At 71.2% G+C, this 20,643-nt stretch carries 17 protein-coding genes; 10 read left to right on the top strand and 7 right to left on the bottom strand.

Going from position 1 to position 20,643, the window contains the following annotated elements; genetic code table 11:
- Nucleotides 1-103 precede the first annotated feature (103 nt).
- From ABCS02_RS16330 to ABCS02_RS16310, 5 genes are read right to left on the bottom strand one after another with little or no spacing between them, the layout of a single operon-like run.
- Nucleotides 104-1,435 (bottom strand): DUF58 domain-containing protein, encoded by a 1,332-nt coding sequence (locus ABCS02_RS16330; RefSeq protein ID WP_345836720.1) that lies wholly within the window; start codon nt 1,433-1,435, stop codon nt 104-106.
- A 9-nt stretch (nt 1,436-1,444) separates the two neighbouring features.
- Complete coding sequence (locus ABCS02_RS16325) at nt 1,445-2,470, bottom strand: MoxR family ATPase (protein ID WP_345836719.1); 1,026 nt, start codon at nt 2,468-2,470, stop codon at nt 1,445-1,447.
- A complete protein-coding gene (locus ABCS02_RS16320; protein ID WP_345836718.1) occupies nt 2,467-3,762 on the bottom strand; it encodes a DUF4350 domain-containing protein in 1,296 nt (431 codons plus the stop codon). Before ABCS02_RS16320 ends, ABCS02_RS16325 begins: the two co-directional genes overlap by 4 nt.
- A gap of 13 nt (nt 3,763-3,775) precedes the next feature.
- A complete protein-coding gene (locus ABCS02_RS16315) occupies nt 3,776-4,432 on the bottom strand; it encodes a DUF4129 domain-containing protein (protein WP_345836717.1) in 657 nt (218 codons plus the stop codon).
- A gap of 2 nt (nt 4,433-4,434) precedes the next feature.
- On the bottom strand, nt 4,435-5,934 hold the full coding sequence (locus tag ABCS02_RS16310) for a hypothetical protein (protein ID WP_345836716.1): 1,500 nt from the start codon (nt 5,932-5,934) through the stop codon (nt 4,435-4,437).
- Nucleotides 5,935-6,162: 228 nt separating this feature from the next.
- Between ABCS02_RS16310 and mtrA the strand changes: the two genes are divergently transcribed.
- The 6 genes from mtrA to secA all read left to right on the top strand — a co-directional run bounded on the left by mtrA (nt 6,163) and on the right by secA (nt 14,925).
- Nucleotides 6,163-6,846: an MtrAB system response regulator MtrA gene (mtrA, locus tag ABCS02_RS16305; protein WP_345836715.1), complete on the top strand. Its 684-nt coding sequence runs from the start codon at nt 6,163-6,165 to the stop codon at nt 6,844-6,846.
- Nucleotides 6,847-6,859: 13 nt separating this feature from the next.
- The gene (gene mtrB, locus ABCS02_RS16300) at nt 6,860-8,554 is read left to right on the top strand and encodes an MtrAB system histidine kinase MtrB (protein WP_345836714.1); all 1,695 of its coding nucleotides are present in this window, start codon (nt 6,860-6,862) and stop codon (nt 8,552-8,554) included.
- Nucleotides 8,551-10,245 carry an LpqB family beta-propeller domain-containing protein gene (locus ABCS02_RS16295; protein WP_345836713.1) on the top strand — a complete coding sequence of 565 codons (1,695 nt, stop codon included), beginning with the start codon at nt 8,551-8,553 and terminating at the stop codon, nt 10,243-10,245. Before mtrB ends, ABCS02_RS16295 begins: the two co-directional genes overlap by 4 nt.
- A 91-nt stretch (nt 10,246-10,336) precedes the next feature.
- Nucleotides 10,337-11,020, top strand: coding sequence for a phosphoribosyltransferase family protein (locus tag ABCS02_RS16290; protein ID WP_345836712.1), 684 nt, complete (start codon nt 10,337-10,339; stop codon nt 11,018-11,020).
- 165 nt (nt 11,021-11,185) lie between these two features.
- On the top strand, nt 11,186-11,887 hold the full coding sequence (raiA, locus tag ABCS02_RS16285) for a ribosome-associated translation inhibitor RaiA (protein ID WP_345836711.1): 702 nt from the start codon (nt 11,186-11,188) through the stop codon (nt 11,885-11,887).
- A gap of 233 nt (nt 11,888-12,120) precedes the next feature.
- Complete coding sequence (secA, locus tag ABCS02_RS16280) at nt 12,121-14,925, top strand: preprotein translocase subunit SecA (protein ID WP_345836710.1); 2,805 nt, start codon at nt 12,121-12,123, stop codon at nt 14,923-14,925.
- A gap of 90 nt (nt 14,926-15,015) precedes the next feature.
- On the opposite strand, the gene ABCS02_RS16275 is transcribed toward secA, so the two are convergent.
- On the bottom strand, nt 15,016-15,561 hold the full coding sequence (locus tag ABCS02_RS16275) for an Rv3235 family protein (RefSeq protein ID WP_345836709.1): 546 nt from the start codon (nt 15,559-15,561) through the stop codon (nt 15,016-15,018).
- A gap of 141 nt (nt 15,562-15,702) precedes the next feature.
- Here ABCS02_RS16275 and ABCS02_RS16270 point away from each other — a divergent pair, with 141 nt between their 5' ends.
- Nucleotides 15,703-17,196 carry a histidine kinase N-terminal domain-containing protein gene (locus tag ABCS02_RS16270; RefSeq protein WP_345836708.1) on the top strand — a complete coding sequence of 498 codons (1,494 nt, stop codon included), beginning with the start codon at nt 15,703-15,705 and terminating at the stop codon, nt 17,194-17,196.
- A 106-nt stretch (nt 17,197-17,302) separates the two neighbouring features.
- On the opposite strand, the gene ABCS02_RS16265 is transcribed toward ABCS02_RS16270, so the two are convergent.
- A complete protein-coding gene (locus ABCS02_RS16265; RefSeq protein ID WP_018190103.1) occupies nt 17,303-17,551 on the bottom strand; it encodes a WhiB family transcriptional regulator in 249 nt (82 codons plus the stop codon).
- Nucleotides 17,552-17,778: 227 nt separating this feature from the next.
- On the opposite strand from ABCS02_RS16265, the gene ABCS02_RS16260 reads away from it, so the two are divergent.
- The 3 genes from ABCS02_RS16260 to ABCS02_RS16250 all read left to right on the top strand — a co-directional run bounded on the left by ABCS02_RS16260 (nt 17,779) and on the right by ABCS02_RS16250 (nt 20,592).
- Complete coding sequence (locus tag ABCS02_RS16260; RefSeq protein ID WP_345836707.1) at nt 17,779-18,213, top strand: hypothetical protein; 435 nt, start codon at nt 17,779-17,781, stop codon at nt 18,211-18,213.
- Nucleotides 18,214-18,261: 48 nt separating this feature from the next.
- Nucleotides 18,262-19,008, top strand: a complete 747-nt coding sequence (locus ABCS02_RS16255; RefSeq protein ID WP_345836706.1) for a DUF1684 domain-containing protein — start codon at nt 18,262-18,264, stop codon at nt 19,006-19,008.
- Nucleotides 19,009-19,092: 84 nt separating this feature from the next.
- The gene (locus ABCS02_RS16250) at nt 19,093-20,592 is read left to right on the top strand and encodes an ABC transporter substrate-binding protein (protein ID WP_345836705.1); all 1,500 of its coding nucleotides are present in this window, start codon (nt 19,093-19,095) and stop codon (nt 20,590-20,592) included.
- Nucleotides 20,593-20,643: the final 51 nt, after the last annotated feature.

Raw genomic sequence — 20,643 nt, 5'->3', positions numbered from 1 at the left:
GGCCGGCGCCCGCGGCGTCGCCGCGGGGTGCGCCCACACTTTGGGGGCCTATTGGCGCGTTTCGCGGCGTCGAAACCGCCATTCGGCACGAATGTGCTGAGCGTCAGAGCCGGCCGGCGGCCTTCAGCGCGAGGTAGCGGTCCGCCAGGGCCGGCGGGAGGTCGGCGGGGGAGCCCGTGACCACCTCGCCGCCCAGGCGGCGCACCGCGGCCGACACGCGCGCCACGTCCAGCAGCGCCCGCTCGGCGGAGGCGGCCCGGTAGACGTCCTCGCGGCGGTCGCGCTGCGTCGTCGCGGCCTCCGTGTCCGGGTCGGTCACGCTCGCCACCAGCACGAGGTGCTTGCGGGTGAGCTGCGGCAGCACCGAGAGGAGGCCGCGCGAGCCTCCCGGCGCGTCGAGCGAGGTCAGCAGCACGACGAGCGAGCGTTGGCTGGTCAGCGAGCCGACCTGGGCGGGCACCGCCGACCAGTCCATCTCGATGAGCGCCGGCTCGATGCCCGCCATCGTGTCCACCATCCGGGAGAGCAGCTCCGGCCCGGCCGCCCCGTGCACCCGGCCGCGGACGAGGCGGTCGTACGCGAGCAGGTCGACGCGGTCGCCCGCGCGGGAGGCCAGCGCCGCCAGCAGCAGCGACGCCTCGAACGCCGTGTCGATGCGCGGCTCGTCCGCGATCCGCGCGGCCGAGGTGCGGGCCGTGTCGATCACCAGGACAACGCGGCGGTCGCGCTCCGGCCGCCAGGTGCGGACCATCACGCGCGCGCCGCGGCCTCCGGTCGGGTCGTGCCGCCGCGCGGTCGCGCGCCAGTCGATCGAGCGCACGTCGTCGCCGCGCACGTATTCGCGCAGCGAGTCGAACTCGGTACCCTGGCCGCGCAGCATCACGCTCGTGGTGCCATCCAGCTCGCGGAGCCGCGCCAGCCGCGACGGCAGGTGCTTGCGGGCGTTGAACGGCGGCAGCACGCGGATGCGCCCGGGAGCGGACAGCGTGGCCTGCCGCGCCCAGAGGCCCAGCGGCCCCCACGCGCGCACCGTGACCTGCTCCACCCGGCGCTCGCCGCGCCGCCACGGCGTCAGCGACACCACGACGCGGCGGCGCTCGCCCGGCGGGACGCTGATCGCGGTGCGCGTCGGCTCCGCCCCGGCCGACGGCTCCCACGCGTCGCGCAGCACACCGCGCAGCGTCCGGGCGCCGGTGTTCGTCACGAAGAGCTCGCTCGCGGCCTCCGCGCCGAGGCGGACACGTGCCGGCAGCTCCCTGCTCAGCCGCAGCCGGCGCGGGGAGGCCGCCAGCGCGAGGTCGATCGAGCCGAGCACCAGGCACAGAAGCACCCAGCCGCCGAGCGCGGTGTAGGCGGCTCCCGTCACGCCGCCGAGCAGCACGACGGGGACGACGCCCAGCGCGAGCAGGGCGACGAAACGTCCGGACACGGTCATCGTCGGGGCCTAGATCGGGACCTGGACCTGCTGCACGATCGAGCGCAGCACGGCGTCGGCGCCCACGCCCTCCAGCTCCGCCTCCGGACGGAGCTGGATGCGGTGCCGCCAGACCGGGACGAGCATCGCCTGGACGTGGTCCGGCGTGATCGAGTCGTAGCCGGACAGCCACGCCCAGGACTTCGCGGCGGCGAGCAGGGCGGTCGTACCGCGTGGGCTGACGCCGAGGCGCACCGAGGGGCTGCGGCGCGTGGCGCGGGCCAGGTCGACGATGTAGGCGAGCACGTCCGGGTTCGCGCCGACGGCCGCAGCGGCCGCGCGTGCGGCTTCGAGCTGACGGGCGTCGAGCACCGGCGTCACACCCGCCCCGGCGAGGTCGCGCGGGTTGAAGCCCGCCGCGTGCCTGCGGAGCACCTCCGCCTCGGCCTCGCGCTCCGGCACGTCGAGGGTGAGCTTGAGCAGGAACCGGTCGAGCTGGGCCTCCGGCAGAGTGTAGGTGCCCTCGTACTCGATCGGGTTCTGGGTGGCCGCCACGATGAAGGGGTCCGGGAGGCGGCGGCTCACGCCGTCGACGCTGACCTGACGCTCCTCCATCGCCTCCAGCAGCGCCGACTGGGTCTTCGGCGGCGTGCGGTTGATCTCATCCGCCAGCAGGATGTTCGTGAACACCGGGCCCTCGCGGAACACGAACCCGCCCGTCTGCGCGTCGTAGACGAGCGAGCCGGTGACGTCGCCCGGCATCAGGTCGGGCGTGAACTGGATCCGCGTGGTCGACAGGCTCAGCGCCTCGCTGAGCGCGCGCACGAGCAGCGTCTTCGCGACACCGGGCACACCCTCCAGGAGCACGTGGCCGCGGGCGAGCAGCGCGATGATCAGCCCGGTGACCGCGCCTTCCTGGCCGACGACGGCCTTGCCCACCTCGGCGCGCACCCGCGCCAGCGCGTGCCGGAGGTCGGAGGCGCCCGGCGAGGAGGGCGCCGTGGCGCCGTCCGGTGCTGCCGAGGCCGAGTGGGAGCCGGTCGTGAGGTCGGTCATGGTTCCATTCTTCCGGTCGTTCGCCCAGTGTCTGGAGCGTGGGGAGTGTGCGGCGAGGCGGCGTCCGCCGTCGCGCGTTCGAGCTCGGCCAGCCGGTCGGAGAGCTCGATCAGCTCCCGGTCGCTGTCCGGATGCTGTTCCAGGAGCAGGTGGATGATGCCGGCGCGGTCGCGGCCGGTGATCGCGGCGACGGCGTCGGCGACCTCCTCGGTGGTGGCCACGCGCGGGAGGCCGACCTGGGCGGCCAGCCGGCCGATCGCCCCGATGCGCAGGGCGTCGGCCGCGCGGAGTCGTGCGGACGACCGCTGGTAGAGCCGCGCGCGGCCCTCGCGGGTCTCGCCCGCGCGCACGACGACGGGGAGGTGCTCGACCACCAGCGGCCCGAAGCGCCGGCCGCGCCAGACGGCGGCGGCGACGAACACGAGCGTCAGCAGCAGGAGGACCGGTGTCACCCAGCCCGGTGTCAGCGTCGCGAGGTCGGGCGGCCCGGTGACCGGCCGGTCGAGCAGGCCGGGCAGGTACCAGACCAGCGCGCGGTGCTCGCCGAGGAGGCCGAGGCCGAGGGCGGCGTTGCCGAGCCGGTCGACCCCGTCGTTCATGAGCGTGGCGGCCGACCCGAGCAGGTAGACGGTCCGGCCGTCGTAGGTCGTCTGCACGAGGGACGCGCGGTCTCCCGACGACACGAAGCAGGCGGTCGCGTCGCCGCTCACGCGGAAGCTGCCCGGCGATGCGACACCCTTCGTGTTGGCCGTGGGCCGGGGGTCGATCCGCTCCGCCCGCTGGGCGACGGGCAGGTCGCAGCCGGCGGAAGTCGTCGAGCCGGGGTCGCCCGCCGCGTGCACGCCGGGGGCGAGGGACTGCAGCGCGGCGAAGCCGGGCTCGACCACCACGATGGTGCTGGCGATCGAGCTGAGCTGGTCGTAGCCTTTCCGGTCGAGGTTGGCCTCCGGGTCGTAGACCAGCACCGTGGTGTCGTCTCCCGCGGCGGCGCGCACCTCGTCCAGCGTCCCGGCGGTGCGCACGGTCACGCCCTGCTTGCCGAGCACCTGTGCGAGGGCCTTGCCCCCGACCGGGCCGGGGTTGGTGGCGCTCAGCGGGTCGCCGCCGATGGTGCCGCCGCCGTTCAGCAGCATGCCGGACAGCCCGATGATGATGGCGATGACGGCGAGGACGATCCACGGCACGGCGCGGCGCGCGGTGCGACGGACGGTGGGGGAGACCGCGGGCGCGTCCCCCTGGCCGGTCTCGGGCGCGGCCGGGCGCTCGGCCTCCGGTGCGAGTGCTCCGGTCATGCCAGTGCTCCCGTCATGCCAGGGTTCCGGTCATGCGCTCGGGGGCCTCCTGGGCCGGCCGCACCCGCTGGAGCCGTCCGTCGAGGTCGAGGAGGTGCCGGTAGCCGGCCTCGGAGCCGGGCCGGTCGAGGTAGCGCACCTCGTCGAAGGTCCGGGCCGCCTGGCGCAGCTCGGCCGCCTCCGCAGGCGCCGCGCGCGAGGCCTGAGCGGCGAACTCGGTCGCGGTGGTGCCGGGGCGGACCTCCACCAGGGTGCGCTCGTCGAGTGCGGCCGCGATGGCGCGGAACTGCTCCTCGATCGCGAGCGGCCAGTCCTCGGCGCGCGCGGCGTCGGCCGCCGACCGCCGCAGCTCGTCGGCGGAGCGGGCGTCGCCGGCGCCGAACAGCGCGCGCGGGGCGGACGCCGCCCGCCGGTTGACCCGGGGCCGGCCGAAGACGAGGAACGCGACCACGACGATGGCCGCGACGATCAGCACGACCACGACGAGCAGCACCGGGCTGGCGCTCCCGGTCGGACCGTTCAGCAGCGACGCGAGCCAGTCCTGCACCGCCTTGGAGGCGATGTCGAACCAGGTCGGCTTCGCGGTCTGGTACTCCGGCTTCGCGAGCTCGTTGCGGATCCAGTCCTGCGCCTGCGGCGAGCTCGGATCGACCGGGATGTCGAGGTACACGCTCAGGCGCCCGGCCAGGCCGTGTTCGGGGCGGTCGCGCTCGGCGCGGGCTGCGTGAACGGATCGGGCAGCTCCTGGCCGGTCTGCCTGGCCTCCACGAACCGCACGAGCTCCAGGTCGAGGCCCTCCTTGCGCATCCGCAGGTCGATGTAGATGAGGCCGAGCGCGGCGGACTGGACGACGCTGCCGATCGCACCCACGATCGCGCCGACGATCGCCGACATCCCGTTCACGCCGAGCTGACCGATGATGACCTGACTGTACGAGTTCCCGTCGGCGGTGCTGAGCGAGGTCGGCGCGAAGATGCCGCCCAGCATCCCGCCGATGATCGCGAACGGGAACGCGATGACCTGGGTCACGGCGTAGATGATCATCGCCAGCAGGACGATCACCCCGAACGTGCGCCAGAAGTAGCCGGTCGTCAGCCGCCAGGAGCGCGCGATGGCGGAGCGGAACGGGAGGCGCTCGATGACGAGGGCGCTCGGCACGATCGAGAGCTTGGTGTAGAGCCAGATGAAGACGGCGAGCATCCCGAGGCTCCCGCCGATCCCCGTCAGGACCGCGCCGAGCACACCGGCCGTGCCGCCGAGCATCGCGAGGGCGACGATGATCGAGACGACGAGCGCGAGGGCGACCAGCCAGAACAGCGACCACAGGAAGGTCCAGCCGACCAGGGCGCCGAACCGGGGGCGGATGAGCCGCCAGAGCGCGCGCAGGTTCAGCTTCTCGCCGAGCGTCTCTCGCGACACCTCGGCGACGATGATGCCCTGGAGCAGCGCGCCGAAGATCCCCGAGATGACGATGACGAGGACCCCGAGCACGATGCTGCCGCCCACCGCGCCGGCAGTGATGGTGCTGCGATCGGCGGCGTCCGCCGTCGCGACCCGGGAGAAGAGAAGATAGAGGCCGCCGTAGAGGATCGCGGTGACGAGGATCGCGGGGACGCCCTGGAGCAGGAGGGCCGCGCCGACGGTGATCTTCGGGTTGCGTCGCAGCGCCTGGAACGGCGCGCCGAGCAGGTTGCCGAACGACAGCGGGCGCAGCGGGATCAGTCCCGGCTTCGGCGGCGGAGCCCAGCCGGGCTGAGCGCCCGTGGCGTCGTACGGCTGCTGCCAGCCCTGCTGCTGCCACGCCTGCTGCTGCCAGGCCTGCTGCTGGTAGTCGTACTGCGGGTAGCCCGGCTGCTGCGGGTAGCCCGGCTGCTGGGGGTAGCCCTGCGGCGGCGGGTAGCCCGACTGTTGCGGGTAGCCCGGCTGCTGCGGGTAGCCCGGCTGCTGCGGGTAGCCCGGCTGCTGCGGGTAGCCCGGCTGCTGGGGGTAGCCCTGCGGCGGCGGGTAGCCCGGCTGCTGCGGATACCCCGGCGCGTACTCCCCGTACCGCGGCTGCTCCGGCGCATCCCCGCCCGCCTCCGGCCCTGCAGGCACGGCGCCTTCGGCCCCGGCGCCCTGGCCGTCCGGATCCCCGGCCTCCCCAGGTGCACGCCAGCTCTGGTCGTCGCTCACGCCGTGCCTCTCATCCCCCGTTGTGCGGTGCTCCCATGCTGGCACATCCGCAGTCCCAGCGATGCCCCGCCCATAGGGCACGTGGACAACCCGGTTCTCCACAGTCTCGACGTGCCCACAGCCCGCACCGGGCCGGCATACAAGGCTCGTGCAGCGTCCTCGACTACGCTTGACCCGTTACTGCTGCGGCCCGCGCCGCCCGAGAGGGGTTCAGGGGATTCTTCGGACATGACTAGTCGCATCCTGGTGGTCGACGACGACACCGCCCTCGCCGAGATGATCGGCATCGTGCTCCGCACCGAGGGATTCGACCCCGTGTTCTGCGAGGACGGCGCACAGGCGCTCGACATCTTCCGCGCGGCCAAGCCCGACCTCGTCCTCCTCGACCTGATGCTGCCCGGCCTCGACGGCATCGAGGTGTGCGGCCGCATCCGCGCCGAGTCCGGCACGCCCGTCATCATGCTCACCGCGAAGTCCGACACCGCGGACGTCGTCAAGGGGCTGGAGTCCGGCGCCGACGACTACATGGTCAAGCCGTTCAACCCCAAGGAGCTGGTCGCCCGCATCCGCACCCGGCTGCGCCCGGCCCCGACCAGCCCGCCCGCCGAGCAGCTGCGCGTCGGCGACCTCGTCGTCGACGTCGCCGGCCACGAGGTCCGCCGCGGCGACGGCCGCATCGCGCTGACCCCGCTGGAGTTCGACCTCCTGCTCGCCCTGGCCTCCAAGCCGCAGCAGGTGTTCACGCGCGAGATGCTGCTGGAGCAGGTCTGGGGCTACCACTACAAGGCCGACACCCGGCTGGTGAACGTGCACGTCCAGCGCCTGCGCGCCAAGGTGGAGCAGGACCCGGACAACCCCAAGATCGTCATGACCGTGCGCGGGGTCGGCTACCGCGCCGGCGCGGCGACCTGACCGGGAGCCCGCGATGCGCTTCCGGTGGCCCGACAGGGAGTGGTGGCGGCAGGCGCCGTCCGAGCTGTCGCGCCTCTGGAGACGCTCGCTGCAGCTCCGCACGGTCGCGATCACGCTGCTCCTGACCGGCGTCGCGATCCTCATCACGGGCGTCTACATGGCGCTCAGCATCAGCAACGACCTCTACCAGTCGCGGCTGGACCAGGCGCTCCGCGACTCCAGCCGGGCCACCACGGCCGCGCAGTCGACGCTCAACGCGTCCGACATCTCGTCCGGCGACAGCGGCAAGAACCTGCTCAACTCCACGCTGCAGTCCGTGCAGGCCTCCACCTCCAGCCGGCTGATCGCGGCCTACCGCGTCCCCGGCCAGGACACCAGCGTGCTCGCCCCGCCCGACCGCGGCAGCCCCGCGCTCAACCCGGTGATCTCCCCGGAGCTCCGCACCGCAGTCGAGAACGGCGGGACCAAGCAGTTCTACCAGTCGGTCGCGCTGCCCGCGACGTCCGACTCCACGGACCCCGGGATCGTCGTCGGCACCCAGCTCACCCTTCCGTCGTACGGCCGCTACGAGCTCTACATCGGCTACAACCTGCGCGACTCGGAGAACACGTTGCTGTTCGTCCAGAACACGCTGCTGCTCGCCGGGCTGGCGCTCATCGTCCTCATCGGCGCGATCACCTGGCTGATCGTGCGCTTCGTCGTGGAGCCCATCCGGGTCGCCGCGCGGACCAGCGAACGGCTCGCCGCCGGCGATCTCGCGGTGCGCATCCCGGAGAAGGGCGAGGACGTCTTCGCCTCGCTGGCCCGCTCGTTCAACGGGATGGCGGACAGCATGCAGAGCCAGATCAACCAGCTCGCGACGCTGTCCCAGCTCCAGCAGCGGTTCGTGTCGGACGTGTCGCACGAGCTGCGCACTCCGCTGACCACGATCCGGCTGGCCGGTGACGTCATCTACGACCAGCGCGGCTCCTTCCCGCCGGCGACCTCCCGCACGGCCGAGCTGCTGCACACCCAGATCGAGCGCTTCGACCGGCTGCTCTCCGACCTCCTGGAGATCAGCAGGTACGACGCGGGCTCGGTCGCGCTCGATCCGGAGCCCACCAACCTGGTGCGCCTGGCGGAGGAGGTCGTCGACGAGCTGCGCACCCTCGCCGAGCAGAACGGCTCGGAGCTCCGCCTGGAGGCCCCCGGCGGCTACTTCGACGTGGGAATGGACCCGCGCCGCATCCGCCGCGTCGTCCGCAACCTCATCGGCAACGCGATCGAGCACGGCGAGGGCGCGCCCGTGGTGGTCACCGTCGACAGCAACGAGACGGCGGTCGCGCTCGCGGTCCGCGACTACGGCATCGGCATGAACCAGCAGGACGTCAACCACGTCTTCGACCGGTTCTGGCGCGCCGACCCGTCCCGCAAGCGCACCCTCGGCGGGACCGGCCTCGGCCTCGCCATCTCGCTGGAGGACGCCACCCTGCACTCGGGCTGGCTGCAGGTCTGGTCGATGCCCGCGCAGGGGTCGTGCTTCCGGCTCACCCTGCCGCGGTTCACCGGCAAGGGCATCATCGCCTCCCCGATCCCGCTGCCTCCCGTCGACGCGGGGACGAAGCCCGCGCGGTCCGAGGCGTCGGCGGCCGACGACACCGGCGCGCTCGACCGCGGGGCCGGTAACCTCGACCCCGCGCCGCGGCCGGGAAGCGAGGCGCACGCATGATCCGGAGGACGTCCCGCGGACTCGCCGCCGCCGTCGCCCTGGCGCTCGCGCTGGTGCTCGCGGCGTGCGCGAGCATCCCCGACACCGGCCCTGTGCGCCAGGGCGGCCCGGTCGCGCAGGTCAACGACCAGCTCGACCTCGACTTCAACCCGTCGCCGCCGGAGAACGGCGCGACGCCGCAGCGGATCGTGCAGGGCTTCATCGACGCGGCCTCCAGCCCGAAGAACAACTTCGCGATCGCCCGGGAGTACCTTACCCGATCGACCGCGGCCTCCTGGAACCCGGACGAGTCGGTCACCGTGGACGACGGCCGCAGCCGCACCTTCGACCACAGCGGCAACCAGTGGTCCGTCGACGTCAGCCCGGTCGCCAACGTGGACAGCGCAGGGACCTACCATCCGGTGTCGAGCAAGGCGCCGGTCGGGCTCAGCTACGAGGTGGCCAAGGAGAACGGCCAGTGGCGCATCTCCGTGGCGCCGGCCGGCGTGGTCATCGACGATCCGACCTTCCGTGCCGTCTACAGCCAGCAGACGCTCTACTTCTACAACGCGGACTTCTCCTACCTGGTGCCGGACGCCCGCTGGTTCCCCGCCCGCGTCGCGACGGCGGCCACGCGCGTGGCGAGCGCCGTGCTCGCCGGACCGGCCAAGTGGCTCAACGGCGCCGTGATCAGCGCCTTCCCGGAGGGCACGCAGCTCGCGGTCCCGTCCGTGACGACCTCGAACGGCGCCGCGCACGTGGACCTCAGCTCGGAGGCGGGTCAGGCCAACCAGCTCCAGCTGCAGAGGATGCAGCTCCAGCTCGAACAGAGCCTCGGGTCGCTCGCGTCGTCGGTCCAGCTCTCGATCGAGGGGAACCAGCTGCAGGTGCCGCCCCTGCCGGACGGGTCGGTGCCGCAGCAGGACCCGCCGGTGGACTCGCACGCCGTGGTCTACCGCGGGGAGTCGTTCGGCCTCCTCAACGGCTCGACCATCACCCCGCTGAGCGGGCTCAGCGACAAGGTGGTGGCCCTGGCGCCCAGCGCCGCGACGGTGAACGCCGCGCGCGACGAGGTCGCGGTGCTGTCGCGCGGGGCCGCGGTGCTCGTGCGGAAGTCCGGCGATCCGGTGCACGTCGACGTCCGCCCGGGACTCATCGCGCCCGCGCTGGACAACCAGGGCTGGCTGTGGAGCGTCCCGGCGGCGTCCCCCGACGCGCTCCAGGTCGCGGGCTCCAACGGGCAGCCGCACGCCGTGAAGGTGGACTGGCCCGGCGCGGTCGGCATCGTCGCGCTCGCCGTCTCTCGGGACGGGACGCGGGTGGTGGCGATCGTGCGCACGGCGACGGGCTACTCGGTGCTCGCCGCGGGTGTGGTCCGCGGATCGGACGGCCTGCCGACGTCCATCACGGCGCCGATCGAGCTCACGGTCGGGGACGGCATCCCGACCTCCATCGCCTGGACGGGCGAGCTCACGGTCGTGGTGCTGAGCGCGACGAACGGCGACGCGACCGGGATCGCTGAGCAGACCATCGGCGGCACGACGTCGACCACGACGGGTCCGGCGACCGGGCGGACGATCGTGGGGGCGGGCGGCCTGTCGCGTTACCTGGTGCTGGCCGGGGACGGGACGCTGCAGGCGCCCACGGGGAGCGGGTGGCAGACGCAGGCGGACAAGGTCGGCGCGGTCGCGGTGCAGCTCGGGCAGCCCTGAGCTGTCCTCCACAGCTGACCGCGGTCGACGACTTTTCCACGGATTCCGTGATCGACGCCCGGCGCCGTTCCGCTGCGGCGAGGGTGGATTCATGACGATCACCACTGCCTCCCACCGCCCCGACCTCCGCCCGACCGTCCGCGACGCGTTCCTCGACGCCGCCGCCGTGCTGCTCCCGGTGAGCTGCGCGGGATGCGCCGCACCCGACCGCTCGCTCTGCGCCGACTGCACACGCGCCCTCACCCCCGAGGTGCGCCTCCGCAGCGTTCGAGGGGTCGGCGTGTGGTCCGCGCTCGACTACGACGACGTGCCGCGCACCGTGCTCCTCGCCTACAAGGACGGCGGCCGGGTGGACGCGGCGCGCGCCCTGGCCGGAGCGCTGACTCCGGCGCTCGCCGCGGCCGCCGGGCCGCCAGGGCGCGGCGCCGTCCCCGTCCTGATCCCGTCGACCCGCGCGGCGTGGCGGCGGCGCGGCTACCATCCGACGGGGATGGTGCTCGCGCGCACCCGGGTGCTCACACCTCCGCTGTGGCACGCACTCCGGCTCACTCGGCAGACCGCGGACCAGGCCGCGCTGGGGAACGTCCAGCGCGCGGACAACCGGGCGGGAAGCATGGTCGCCTCGCGGCGGCTGCGCGACCGGAGGTGCGTGATCGTCGACGACATCGTGACCAGCGGGGCCACGATCGCGGAGGCCGCGCGCGCGATCCGGGCGGCCGGCGGCACGGTGGGCGGCGCGGCGACCATCGCCCATACGCCGCGCCGCCGACGATGAGCGGCCGCGCGCGGCGTCATCCGGCGGGCGTTCAGCGGAATCCTGGAATTCACCCGCTGATCACGGTTCCGTTACGTGCGGGGGAGCACTACGGTGGTCGAAAAGGCGAGAGCGATCCGCCCTTCGTGATCCGGGCGGACGTCACGCCGGATCAGGGAGGTCTTCATGGACATCAACATCGTCGGACGCAACCTGGGAATCACTGATCGCTTCCGTGAGTACGCGACGGAGAAGGCCGATAAAGTCGCGCATCTCGCCGAGCGGGCCATCTCCTTCGAGATCAAGGTCAGCAGGCACAACGAGAAGCTGGGGTCCCAGAACGGCGACGACCGGGTCGAGCTGACCCTGGTCGGACCGCGAGCCGTGGTCCGGTCCGAAGCGACCGGGACGGACAAGTACGCCGCGTTCGACATCGCGCTCGGGAAGCTTCTCGAACGTGTCAGGAGGGCCAAGGACAGGCGCAAGGTGCATCGCGGGCAGCATCGCCCGACCTCGCTGCGCGAGGCGAGCACCGACGGCTTCAGCGCGGTCGGGCTCGCGGCGGCCCCGGTGTCGGTGCTCGACCAGGTGCGCACGGGCAGTGTCCCCGTCGTGTCCGACGAGCCGGCGGAATCGGGGGAGGCCGAGGAGGAGTACAGCCCCGTCGTGATCCGGCAGAAGGTCTTCGCGAGCATCCCGATGACCGTCGACGACGCCCTCTATTACATGGAGCTCGTGGGCCACGACTTCTACCTGTTCGTGGATCAGGAGACCAAGCGGCCGAGCGTCGTCTACCGCCGCAAGGGCTGGGACTACGGCGTGATCGCCCTCGACGACGATGCCGAGGAGCTGCAGGAGGTCGCGACCGCGAGCCGCAAGCTCGGATAAGCGCAACAAGACGCGCCGATGGCGTGCGCCCGGGCGGCGTACGCCATCGGCGTTCCCATGCCCGCCGGAATCCTCCCGTTCACCGGTCTCGCAGCGGCCTCCCAGGGACCACGGGACGTGCTCCGGGGAGGACCAAGTACGATGTTCTCTATCGTCGGCGGAGTATGCCGTGCGGCGTGCGTCCGCCGTGGCGCGGGCATCACCGGCCCGATCGATCAAAATGGAGTGCATCAGTGGCCTCAGTTCTTGAAAAGGTTCTCCGCGTCGGCGAGGGACGCACCCTCCGGCGCCTGGAGGCGTACGCGAAGGCGGTCAACGCTCTCGAGGACGACTTCAGCGAGCTGACCGACGACGAACTCATGCACGAGACCGTCGAGCTGCGCGAGCGCTACAGCAACGGCGAGTCGCTGGACGACCTCCTCCCCGAGGCGTTCGCCGCCGTGCGCGAGGCGTCCAAGCGGACGCTCGGCATGCGCCACTTCGACGTGCAGATCATGGGCGGCGCCGCGCTCCACCTCGGCAACATCGCCGAGATGAAGACCGGTGAGGGCAAGACGCTCGTGGCGACGACCGCGGCGTACCTCAACGCGATCGCCAGCCGCGGCGTGCACGTCATCACGGTCAACGACTACCTGGCGAGCTACCAGTCCGAGCTGATGGGCCGCGTCTTCCGCGCCCTCGGCATGACGACCGGCGTCATCCTCTCCGGCCAGACGCCGGAGGAGCGCCGGGAGATGTATGCCGCCGACATCACCTACGGCACGAACAACGAGTTCGGCTTCGACTACCTGCGCGACAACATGGCGTGGCAGGCGAGCGACATGGTCCAGCGCGGCCACTACTTCGCGATCGTCGACGAGGTCGACTCGATCCTCATCGACGAGGCGCGCACCCCGCTCATCATCTCGGGCCCGTCGTCCGGCGAGGCCAACCGCTGGTTCAACGAGTTCGCCAGCCTCGCCACCCGCCTGACGCCCGACGTCGACTACGAGGTGGACGAGAAGAAGCGCACCGTCGGCGTGCTGGAGCCCGGCATCGAGAAGGTCGAGGACTACCTCGGCATCGACAACCTGTACGAGTCGGCGAACACCCCGCTCATCTCCTTCCTCAACAACGCGATCAAGGCCAACGCCCTGTTCAAGCGCGACAAGGACTACGTCGTGATGAACGGCGAGGTGCTCATCGTCGACGAGCACACCGGCCGCATCCTGGTCGGCCGCCGCTACAACGAGGGCATCCACCAGGCGATCGAGGCCAAGGAGGGTGTGGAGGTCAAGGCCGAGAACCAGACCCTCGCCACCGTCACGCTGCAGAACTACTTCCGCCTCTACAAGAAGCTGTCCGGCATGACCGGTACCGCCGAGACCGAGGCCGCCGAGTTCATGAGCACCTACAAGCTCGGCGTCGTCCCCATCCCGACGAACAAGCCGATGCAGCGCAAGGACCAGCCGGACCTCGTTTACAAGAACGAGAAGGCGAAGTTCGACCAGGTCGTGGAGGACATCGCCAAGCGCTACGAGAAGGGCCAGCCGGTCCTCGTCGGCACCACGAGCGTCGAGAAGAGCGAGTACCTCTCGCGCCTGCTCGCCAAGAAGGGCGTGCGCCACGAGGTCCTGAACGCCAAGAACCACGCGCGCGAGGCCGCGATCGTCGCCCAGGCCGGACGCCTCGGCTCGGTCACGGTCGCCACGAACATGGCCGGCCGCGGCACCGACATCATGCTCGGCGGCAACGCCGAGTTCATCGCCGTCGCCGAGATGAACGCGCGCGGGCTCTCGCCGGTCGAGACGCCTGACGAGTATGAAGCCGCCTGGGAGGGCGTCTTCGACGAGGTGAAGGCGAAGGTCTCCGAGGAGGCCGAGAAGGTCATCGACGCGGGCGGCCTCTACGTGCTCGGCACCGAGCGCCACGAGTCGCGCCGCATCGACAACCAGCTCCGCGGTCGCTCCGGCCGTCAGGGCGACCCGGGCGAGAGCCGGTTCTACCTGTCGCTGACGGACGATCTGATGCGCCTGTTCAACGCGGGCGCGGCCGAGAGCCTGATGGGCCGCACCAGCGTCCCCGACGACATGGCGATCGAGTCGAAGGTCGTCAGCCGCGCCATCCGCAGCGCGCAGTCGCAGGTGGAGGCGCGCAACGCCGAGATCCGCAAGAACGTCCTCAAGTACGACGACGTCCTCAACCGCCAGCGCGAGGCGATCTACGGCGACCGCCGCCACATCCTGGAGGGCGACGACCTGCACGAGCGCGTGCAGAAGTTCCTCACCGACGTGGTGGACGACATCCTCGACCAGCACACCGGCGAGGGCAGCGGCGACGACTGGGACTTCGACGCGCTGTGGGCCGAGCTCAAGACGCTCTACCCGGTCGGCGTGTCGATCGACGAGGTGATCGCCGAGGCGGGCAACAAGGGCCGCATCAACCGCGACTTCATGCGCCGCGAGATCATGTCGGACGCCAAGATCGCGTACCAGAAGCGCGAGGAGTCGATCGGCTCCCCGGCGATGCGCGAGCTGGAGCGCCGCGTGGTGCTCTCGGTCATCGACCGCCGCTGGCGCGACCACCTCTACGAGATGGACTACCTCAAGGACGGCATCGGCCTGCGGGCGATGGCGCAGCGCGACCCGCTGGTCGAGTACCAGCGCGAGGGCTACGCCATGTTCCAGCAGATGATGGGCGCGATCCGTGAGGAGACCGTCGGCTTCCTGTTCAACCTGGAGGTGGAGGTCAACCAGGCCCCCGACGAGATCGCCCCCGCTGTGGCCGCGAAGGGCCTGAACCGCGCAGAGTCGGAGGCCCCGCTCAGCTACTCGGCTCCGGGCGAGCAGGGCGAGGTCGAGGTGCGCAACCAGCGCGGCCAGCTGGAGAAGGCGGCCACCGACCGCGCTCAGCGCCAGCAGCGCCAGGCCGCTCCCGCCCAGGCGGCGCCGCCGGCCCAGGGCGCGTCGCAGCGCGGCGCGTTCGGCCAGCGCGTGCAGGACGGGGACGAGGCTCCCGTCAACCGCGCGGAGCGCAGGGCGCAGGCCAAGAAGCGCTGACCCTCGCGCGAGCGGGTTTCCGAACGGCGGGGCGGTCCATGACCGCTCCGCCGTTCGTCGTCCACGGTGCCGGTTCGCGGGCCTCGCCCGTCACAGCACCGTGATCGCCGTGGCGCGCCAGCGCATCCGGTGGCGCTCCAGCCGCAGCGCCACAGCCCTCGACCGCGACGGCTGGTGGATCATCACGACCGCCTCCACGACCGAGTCGCCGAGCCGGTTGAGCAGCGGCTCGCCGACGCGCACGCGGGGCCGCTTGGCTTCGTCGCCCGTGACCTCCCGGGAGCGGGCGGCGATGACGGTGCGACGCAGGAGCTGGATGAACACGGAGTCGCTGACCCAGCGGCCCAGCTGATCGAGCGGACGCGCGCCCGCCAGGATCTCGATGACGCAGAGCGCGAGCTTCGCGCAGAGGAGGCGGGCATCCTCGCCGATGCCCGAGTCCGTCGCCAGGCCGTCCCCGGAGGCCGGGAGCTCGGCGTCGAGCGTCCGCGGCTCGAAGGGCGCTACGTCCGGCGGAGGGCCCGGCACCGGCGGCGGCACGACCCGCGGCGGCGGCACGAGCCGGAGCGGTGGCCGGGCCGCGTTCGGCCGCTCGATCGCGGGCCGTTCGAGGACGGGGGACAGGAGTGCGTTCATGCTGGTGGTGCTCGATTCTTTCTCGTCGACGGTGGTTCGTCGGTGCGTGGTGAACACTCAATCAGCGCGCCTCGCGGGTGGTCCAGGGCCTGAACGCGGGTGTGGACAACCGGTGCCGCGCGGGCTGTCTATAGTGGGGGAGTGTCGACGCTCAGTGATCTCGTCAATGCCCAAGGTCGTTCCTCCGAGGCGGACGTGGAGTGGCTCCACAGCCTGGTCGGCGACTGGCAGCTCCTGGCCGATCTGGCCTTCGCCGACATCGTGCTGTGGGTGCCGACCACCGATGACGATTTCGTCGCCGTCGCGCACGCGCGGCCGTCGAGCGCGGCGACGCTGTTCTACCGCGACTTCGTCGGCCAGCGGATCAAGCCGGAGTGGCGTCAGCAGGTCACCGACGCGTACCTGACCAAGCAGATCATCGACACCTCCGCGCCGGACTGGTACGAGGAGACGCCGACGCGCGTGCGCGCCGTGCCGGTGATCCGCCGGCTCAACGTCCACTCGCCGCAAACGGCCGACGAGCCCGTCGCGGTCATCACCCGGCACACCAACCTCAGCGAGGCGCGCACCCCCAGCCGCCAGGAGCTGACCTTCAACGACTGCGCGAACGACCTGTTCGCCATGATCGCGACCGGCGACTTCCCCGATCTGGGCGCCCCGGCCGCCCCGCGTCGTGGCGCTCCGCGTGCCGCGGACGGCCTCATCAGGCTCGACGTGGACGGCATCACCACGTTCGCGAGCCCGAACGCGCTCAGCGCCTTCAACCGGATGGGGTTCACGGGCGAACTGGAGGGCGAGTCCCTGGCGACGGTCACGACCAAGCTCCTCGCCGGCACCATCACGGTGGACGAGTCGCTCCCGCTGGTGGTCACCGGCCGCGCGCCGTGGCGCACCGACATCGAGGCGCGCGGCGTGACCGTGTCGCTGCGCACCATCCCGATCCGCAACCGCGGGGAGCGCGTCGGCGCGATCGTGCTGTGCCGCGACGTGTCGGAGCAGCGGCACCAGGAGCGCGAGCTCATCACCAAGGACGCGACGATCCGCGAGATCCACCACCGGGTGAAGAACAACCTCCAGACGGTCGCCTCGCTGCTGCGCATCCAGGCGCGGCGCACCCACTCCGAGGAGGCCAGGGAGGCGCTCAGCCAGGCCATGCGCCGCGTCGCCGCGATCGCGGTCGTGCACGACACCCTCTCGACGGGCCTCGCCCAGATCGTGGACTTCGACGACGTGTTCGACCGGGTGCTGCTGCTGGTGGCGGAGGTCGCCGCCAGCCACACGACGACGGTGCACCCGAAGAAGTCGGGCACGTTCGGCTCGCTGCCGAGCGAGTACGCGACGCCGCTGGCGCTGGCGCTGACGGAGCTGGTGACCAACGCCGTCGAGCACGGCCTCGCGGGACGCGAGGGCCAGGTGGAGATCGTGGCCGACCGCACGGAGGACTCGCTGACCGTGAAGGTCGTCGACAACGGCTCCGGGCTCCCGGAGGGCAAGGTCGGCTCGGGCCTCGGCACGCAGATCGTGCGCACCCTCATCCAGGGCGAGCTCGGCGGCGCGATCGACTGGCACACGATGATGGGCCAGGGCACCGAGGTGACCATCGAGGTCCCCCTGCGCTACCTCACCACCGTCTGACCCGCTCCTTCGGCGGTGCGGAATGAGAAACGCCGAGGGGCGCTTCCGGACGATGACGTCTGCTAGGTGTTCGGAAGCGCCGCCTCGGCGGCGGTGATGCTGTGTCTCAGGACGCGCGACGGGCGCGGGCGGCGCGGCGCTTGAGGGCGCGGCGCTCGTCCTCGGAGAGGCCGCCCCAGACGCCGGAGTCCTGACCGGTCTCCAGCGCGTACTGCAGGCAGATCTCGGTCACGGTGCAGCGCGCGCAGACCGCCTTCGCCTTGTCGATCTGGTCGACCGCGGGTCCCGTGTTGCCGACGGGGAAGAACAGCTCGGGGTCTGCGGTCAGGCAGGCGGCTTTGTCGCGCCAATCCATGAAGATATGCTCCTTGTTCGCTGGATGTTTCCTCGGCCCGAGGGGGCCTAGAATGCAGGTAAGCAGCCGCGTTACAGGGTTCTTCAGATCCTTGGGGAATGAGACCTGCCCACCACCCTGTGAGCACTAACTCGGCCTTGAATATGCTCCCATAGCAGTTGATTCGGATCAATAGTTCTGCATGGGATAACGCTGTGAACACAAGCACGAAACGTCAGGATGCTATAGTGACCGACCCCTCCCGGCCTCCGCTCCTCATCGCGCTGGCGGTGATCCTGACGCTCGAAGCGCTGCTGGTCACGGGCCTGGCGGTGTGGCTGCTGTTCGAGCTTCTCACGACGACCCCCCAGTCGTACACCACCGCGGTCGCGATCACGATCCTCGTGGCGCTCGGCGCCGCCTGGCTGATCGTCACGCTCGTCGGCATCCTCCGGCTGCACGCGTGGGCGCGCGCCTCCACCGTCACCATCCAGATCCTGATGATCGCGGTGGCCGTCGGCGGCTTCGAGGGCCTCGTCGGGCGGCCCGACGTCGGCTGGGCGCTGCTCGTCCCCGCCGTGGTCGCCGGCGTGCTGGCGCTCGCGCCCTCCGTCGTGCGGGCCACCGCGCGCCCGGTCGAGACCGACGAGGACGCCGATCGCAATACGGGGACACACGAATAGCGTGACGGCGGGAACAAGGCGCAGACTCGCACTGTTATGGCTGACATCGTGACTGAACTCTCCGCTCCGGCCCTCCTCGCGTCCCCGTCCACCATCCAGACCGCCGAGGCCGGCTACGCCGACTGGCGCGCCTGGCGTCTCTCCTCCGTCGCAGCCCCGACCGGCAACCTGGCGCTCATCGAGACCCGCTGGCTCGCGGACGGCGACGACACCACCGCGGAGCAGGCGCTCGCCGGACAGCCGGAGACGGTGACCGCCACCGAGCTGAGCCGCCGCAACCTCGACACCGGCGCACCGGAGCGCGGCATCCGCCTCTGGGACGCGGCCTCGCCCGCGATCCGCGCGTTCGAGACGATCGACGCGTTCCCGTTCGACCCGTCCTGGGTCGTGGAGGCCACCTTCACGCCCGTGAGCGACGAGCGCACCATCCCGTTCGAGCACATCCGTGACAACGGAGGCACCCGCGACCTGGTCGTGCCGGGCGACATCACCTTCGAGCGCGACGGCGTCGAGTACACGCTGAGCGCGTTCGACGACGACGGCACACTGCTCCTCGTGTTCGGCGACCCGACGAACGGCGACGACGGCCCCGACGGCACGTACGCCTCCGGACGCTTCCTCTTCGTCACGCGCGACGGCGACCGCGCCGTCCTCGACTTCAACCGCGCCTTCGTGCCGCCGTGCGGCTTCTCGGACCAGTACAACTGTCCGCTGCCGCCGCGGAACAACCGCTTCCCCGTCCCGGTCACGGCCGGCGAGAAGCGCGTCGTGCTCCGCGACGGCGCCGCGCACTGAGCCTCGGCTCCACTTCGTCCCCTGCTTCGCCCCCTGCTTCACCCCTTCGAACACCCCCACTCCACACAGCACAGGAGAACTCCGTTGAGAAAGACCCCCCTGCTCGCCACGATCGCGATCGGCATCGCCGCGTCCCTGGCGCTCGCCGGCTGCTCCGGCGCGTCCTCGTCGTCCTCCGGCGGCACCGACGCGTCCATCGCCGTCGGCTCGCTCTATGAGCCCGTCAACCTGGACAACACCGCCGGCGGCGGCCAGGGCGTGACCGAGGCGCTGAACGGCAACGTCTACGAAGGCCTGTTCAAGCTGACCGACGACGGCAAGGTCCAGCCGCTGCTCGCCACGAAGTACACGACGAGCTCCGACGGCCTCACCTACACCTTCACCCTCCGCGACGGGGTGAAGTTCCACTCCGGCAAGCCGCTCACCAGCGCGTCGGTCAAGACCAGCATCGAGCGCGTGCTCGCCGCCGACTCCCAGTCGGCCCGCAAGTCGCAGCTCGCCGTCATCTCCGGCATCCAGACCCCGGACGACAAGACCGTGATCATCTCGCTGAAGTCGCGCTCCATCTCGCTGCCGTACAACCTCAGCTACGTCTGGATCTACGGCCCGGGCACGACGAACTACAAGACGGCGGAGGACGGCACCGGCCCGTACACCCTCGGCACCTGGAAGCGCGGCAGCTCGCTGAGCCTGGAGCGCTCCAACGGCTACTGGGGCGCCAAGGCGAAGAACAAGGAGGTCGTCTACGACTACTTCACCGACGCCAGCGCCCTCTCCAACGCCCTGCTGACCAACCAGGTCGACATCGTCACCAGCATCCAGAGCCCGGACTCGCTGACCCAGTTCGAGGGCAACAAGAACTACACGATCAACAACGGCAAGTCGACGACGAAGGAGCTCCTCGCCTTCAACGACAAGGTCGCGCCCTTCAACAACGCGGAGGTCCGCAAGGCGGTCTACTCGGCGATCGACACCAAGAAGCTGCTCACCTCGATCTGGGGCAAGTACGGCACGCTCATCGGCTCGATGGTCCCGCCGAGCGACCCCTGGTACGAGGACCTCACCAAGGTCAACCCGTACGACACCGCCCTCGCGAAGAAGGAGCTGGCCGCGGCCGGCCTCCCGAACGGCTTCTCGTTCACCCTCGACACGCCCACCTACGACCCGCACCCCGCGGTCGCGGAGTTCCTCAAGAGCGAGCTCGCGAAGGTCGGCATCACGGTGAACATCAACTCCATCTCGGCGGACCAGTGGTACACCAAGGTGTTCAAGAACCACGACTTCACCGCGACCCTGCAGGAGCACGTGAACGACCGCGACGTGGTCTGGTACGGCAACCCCGACTTCTACTGGGGCTATGACAACCCGCAGGTCACCACGTGGGTGAACGAGGCGGAGCAGTCGTCCACCACGGCCGAGCAGACGGCGAAGCTGAAGCTGGTCAACCAGCAGATCGCGAAGGACGCCGCCAGCGCGTGGCTGTACCTCTACCCGCAGATCGTGGTGGCGTCGAGCTCGGTGAGCGGCTACCCGGTGAACGGGCTGAACTCGCAGTTCTACGCGTACGACATCGTCAAGAAGTAACCGGAGAACGTCCTCCACAGGACGTCCTCGTCCCTGAGTCGTCCACTGATG

This window comes from Microbacterium sp. X-17, from assembly GCF_039615055.1.
The sequence above is the reverse complement of the archived record's forward strand: the minus strand, read 5'-3'. Positions and strand labels throughout refer to the sequence as shown.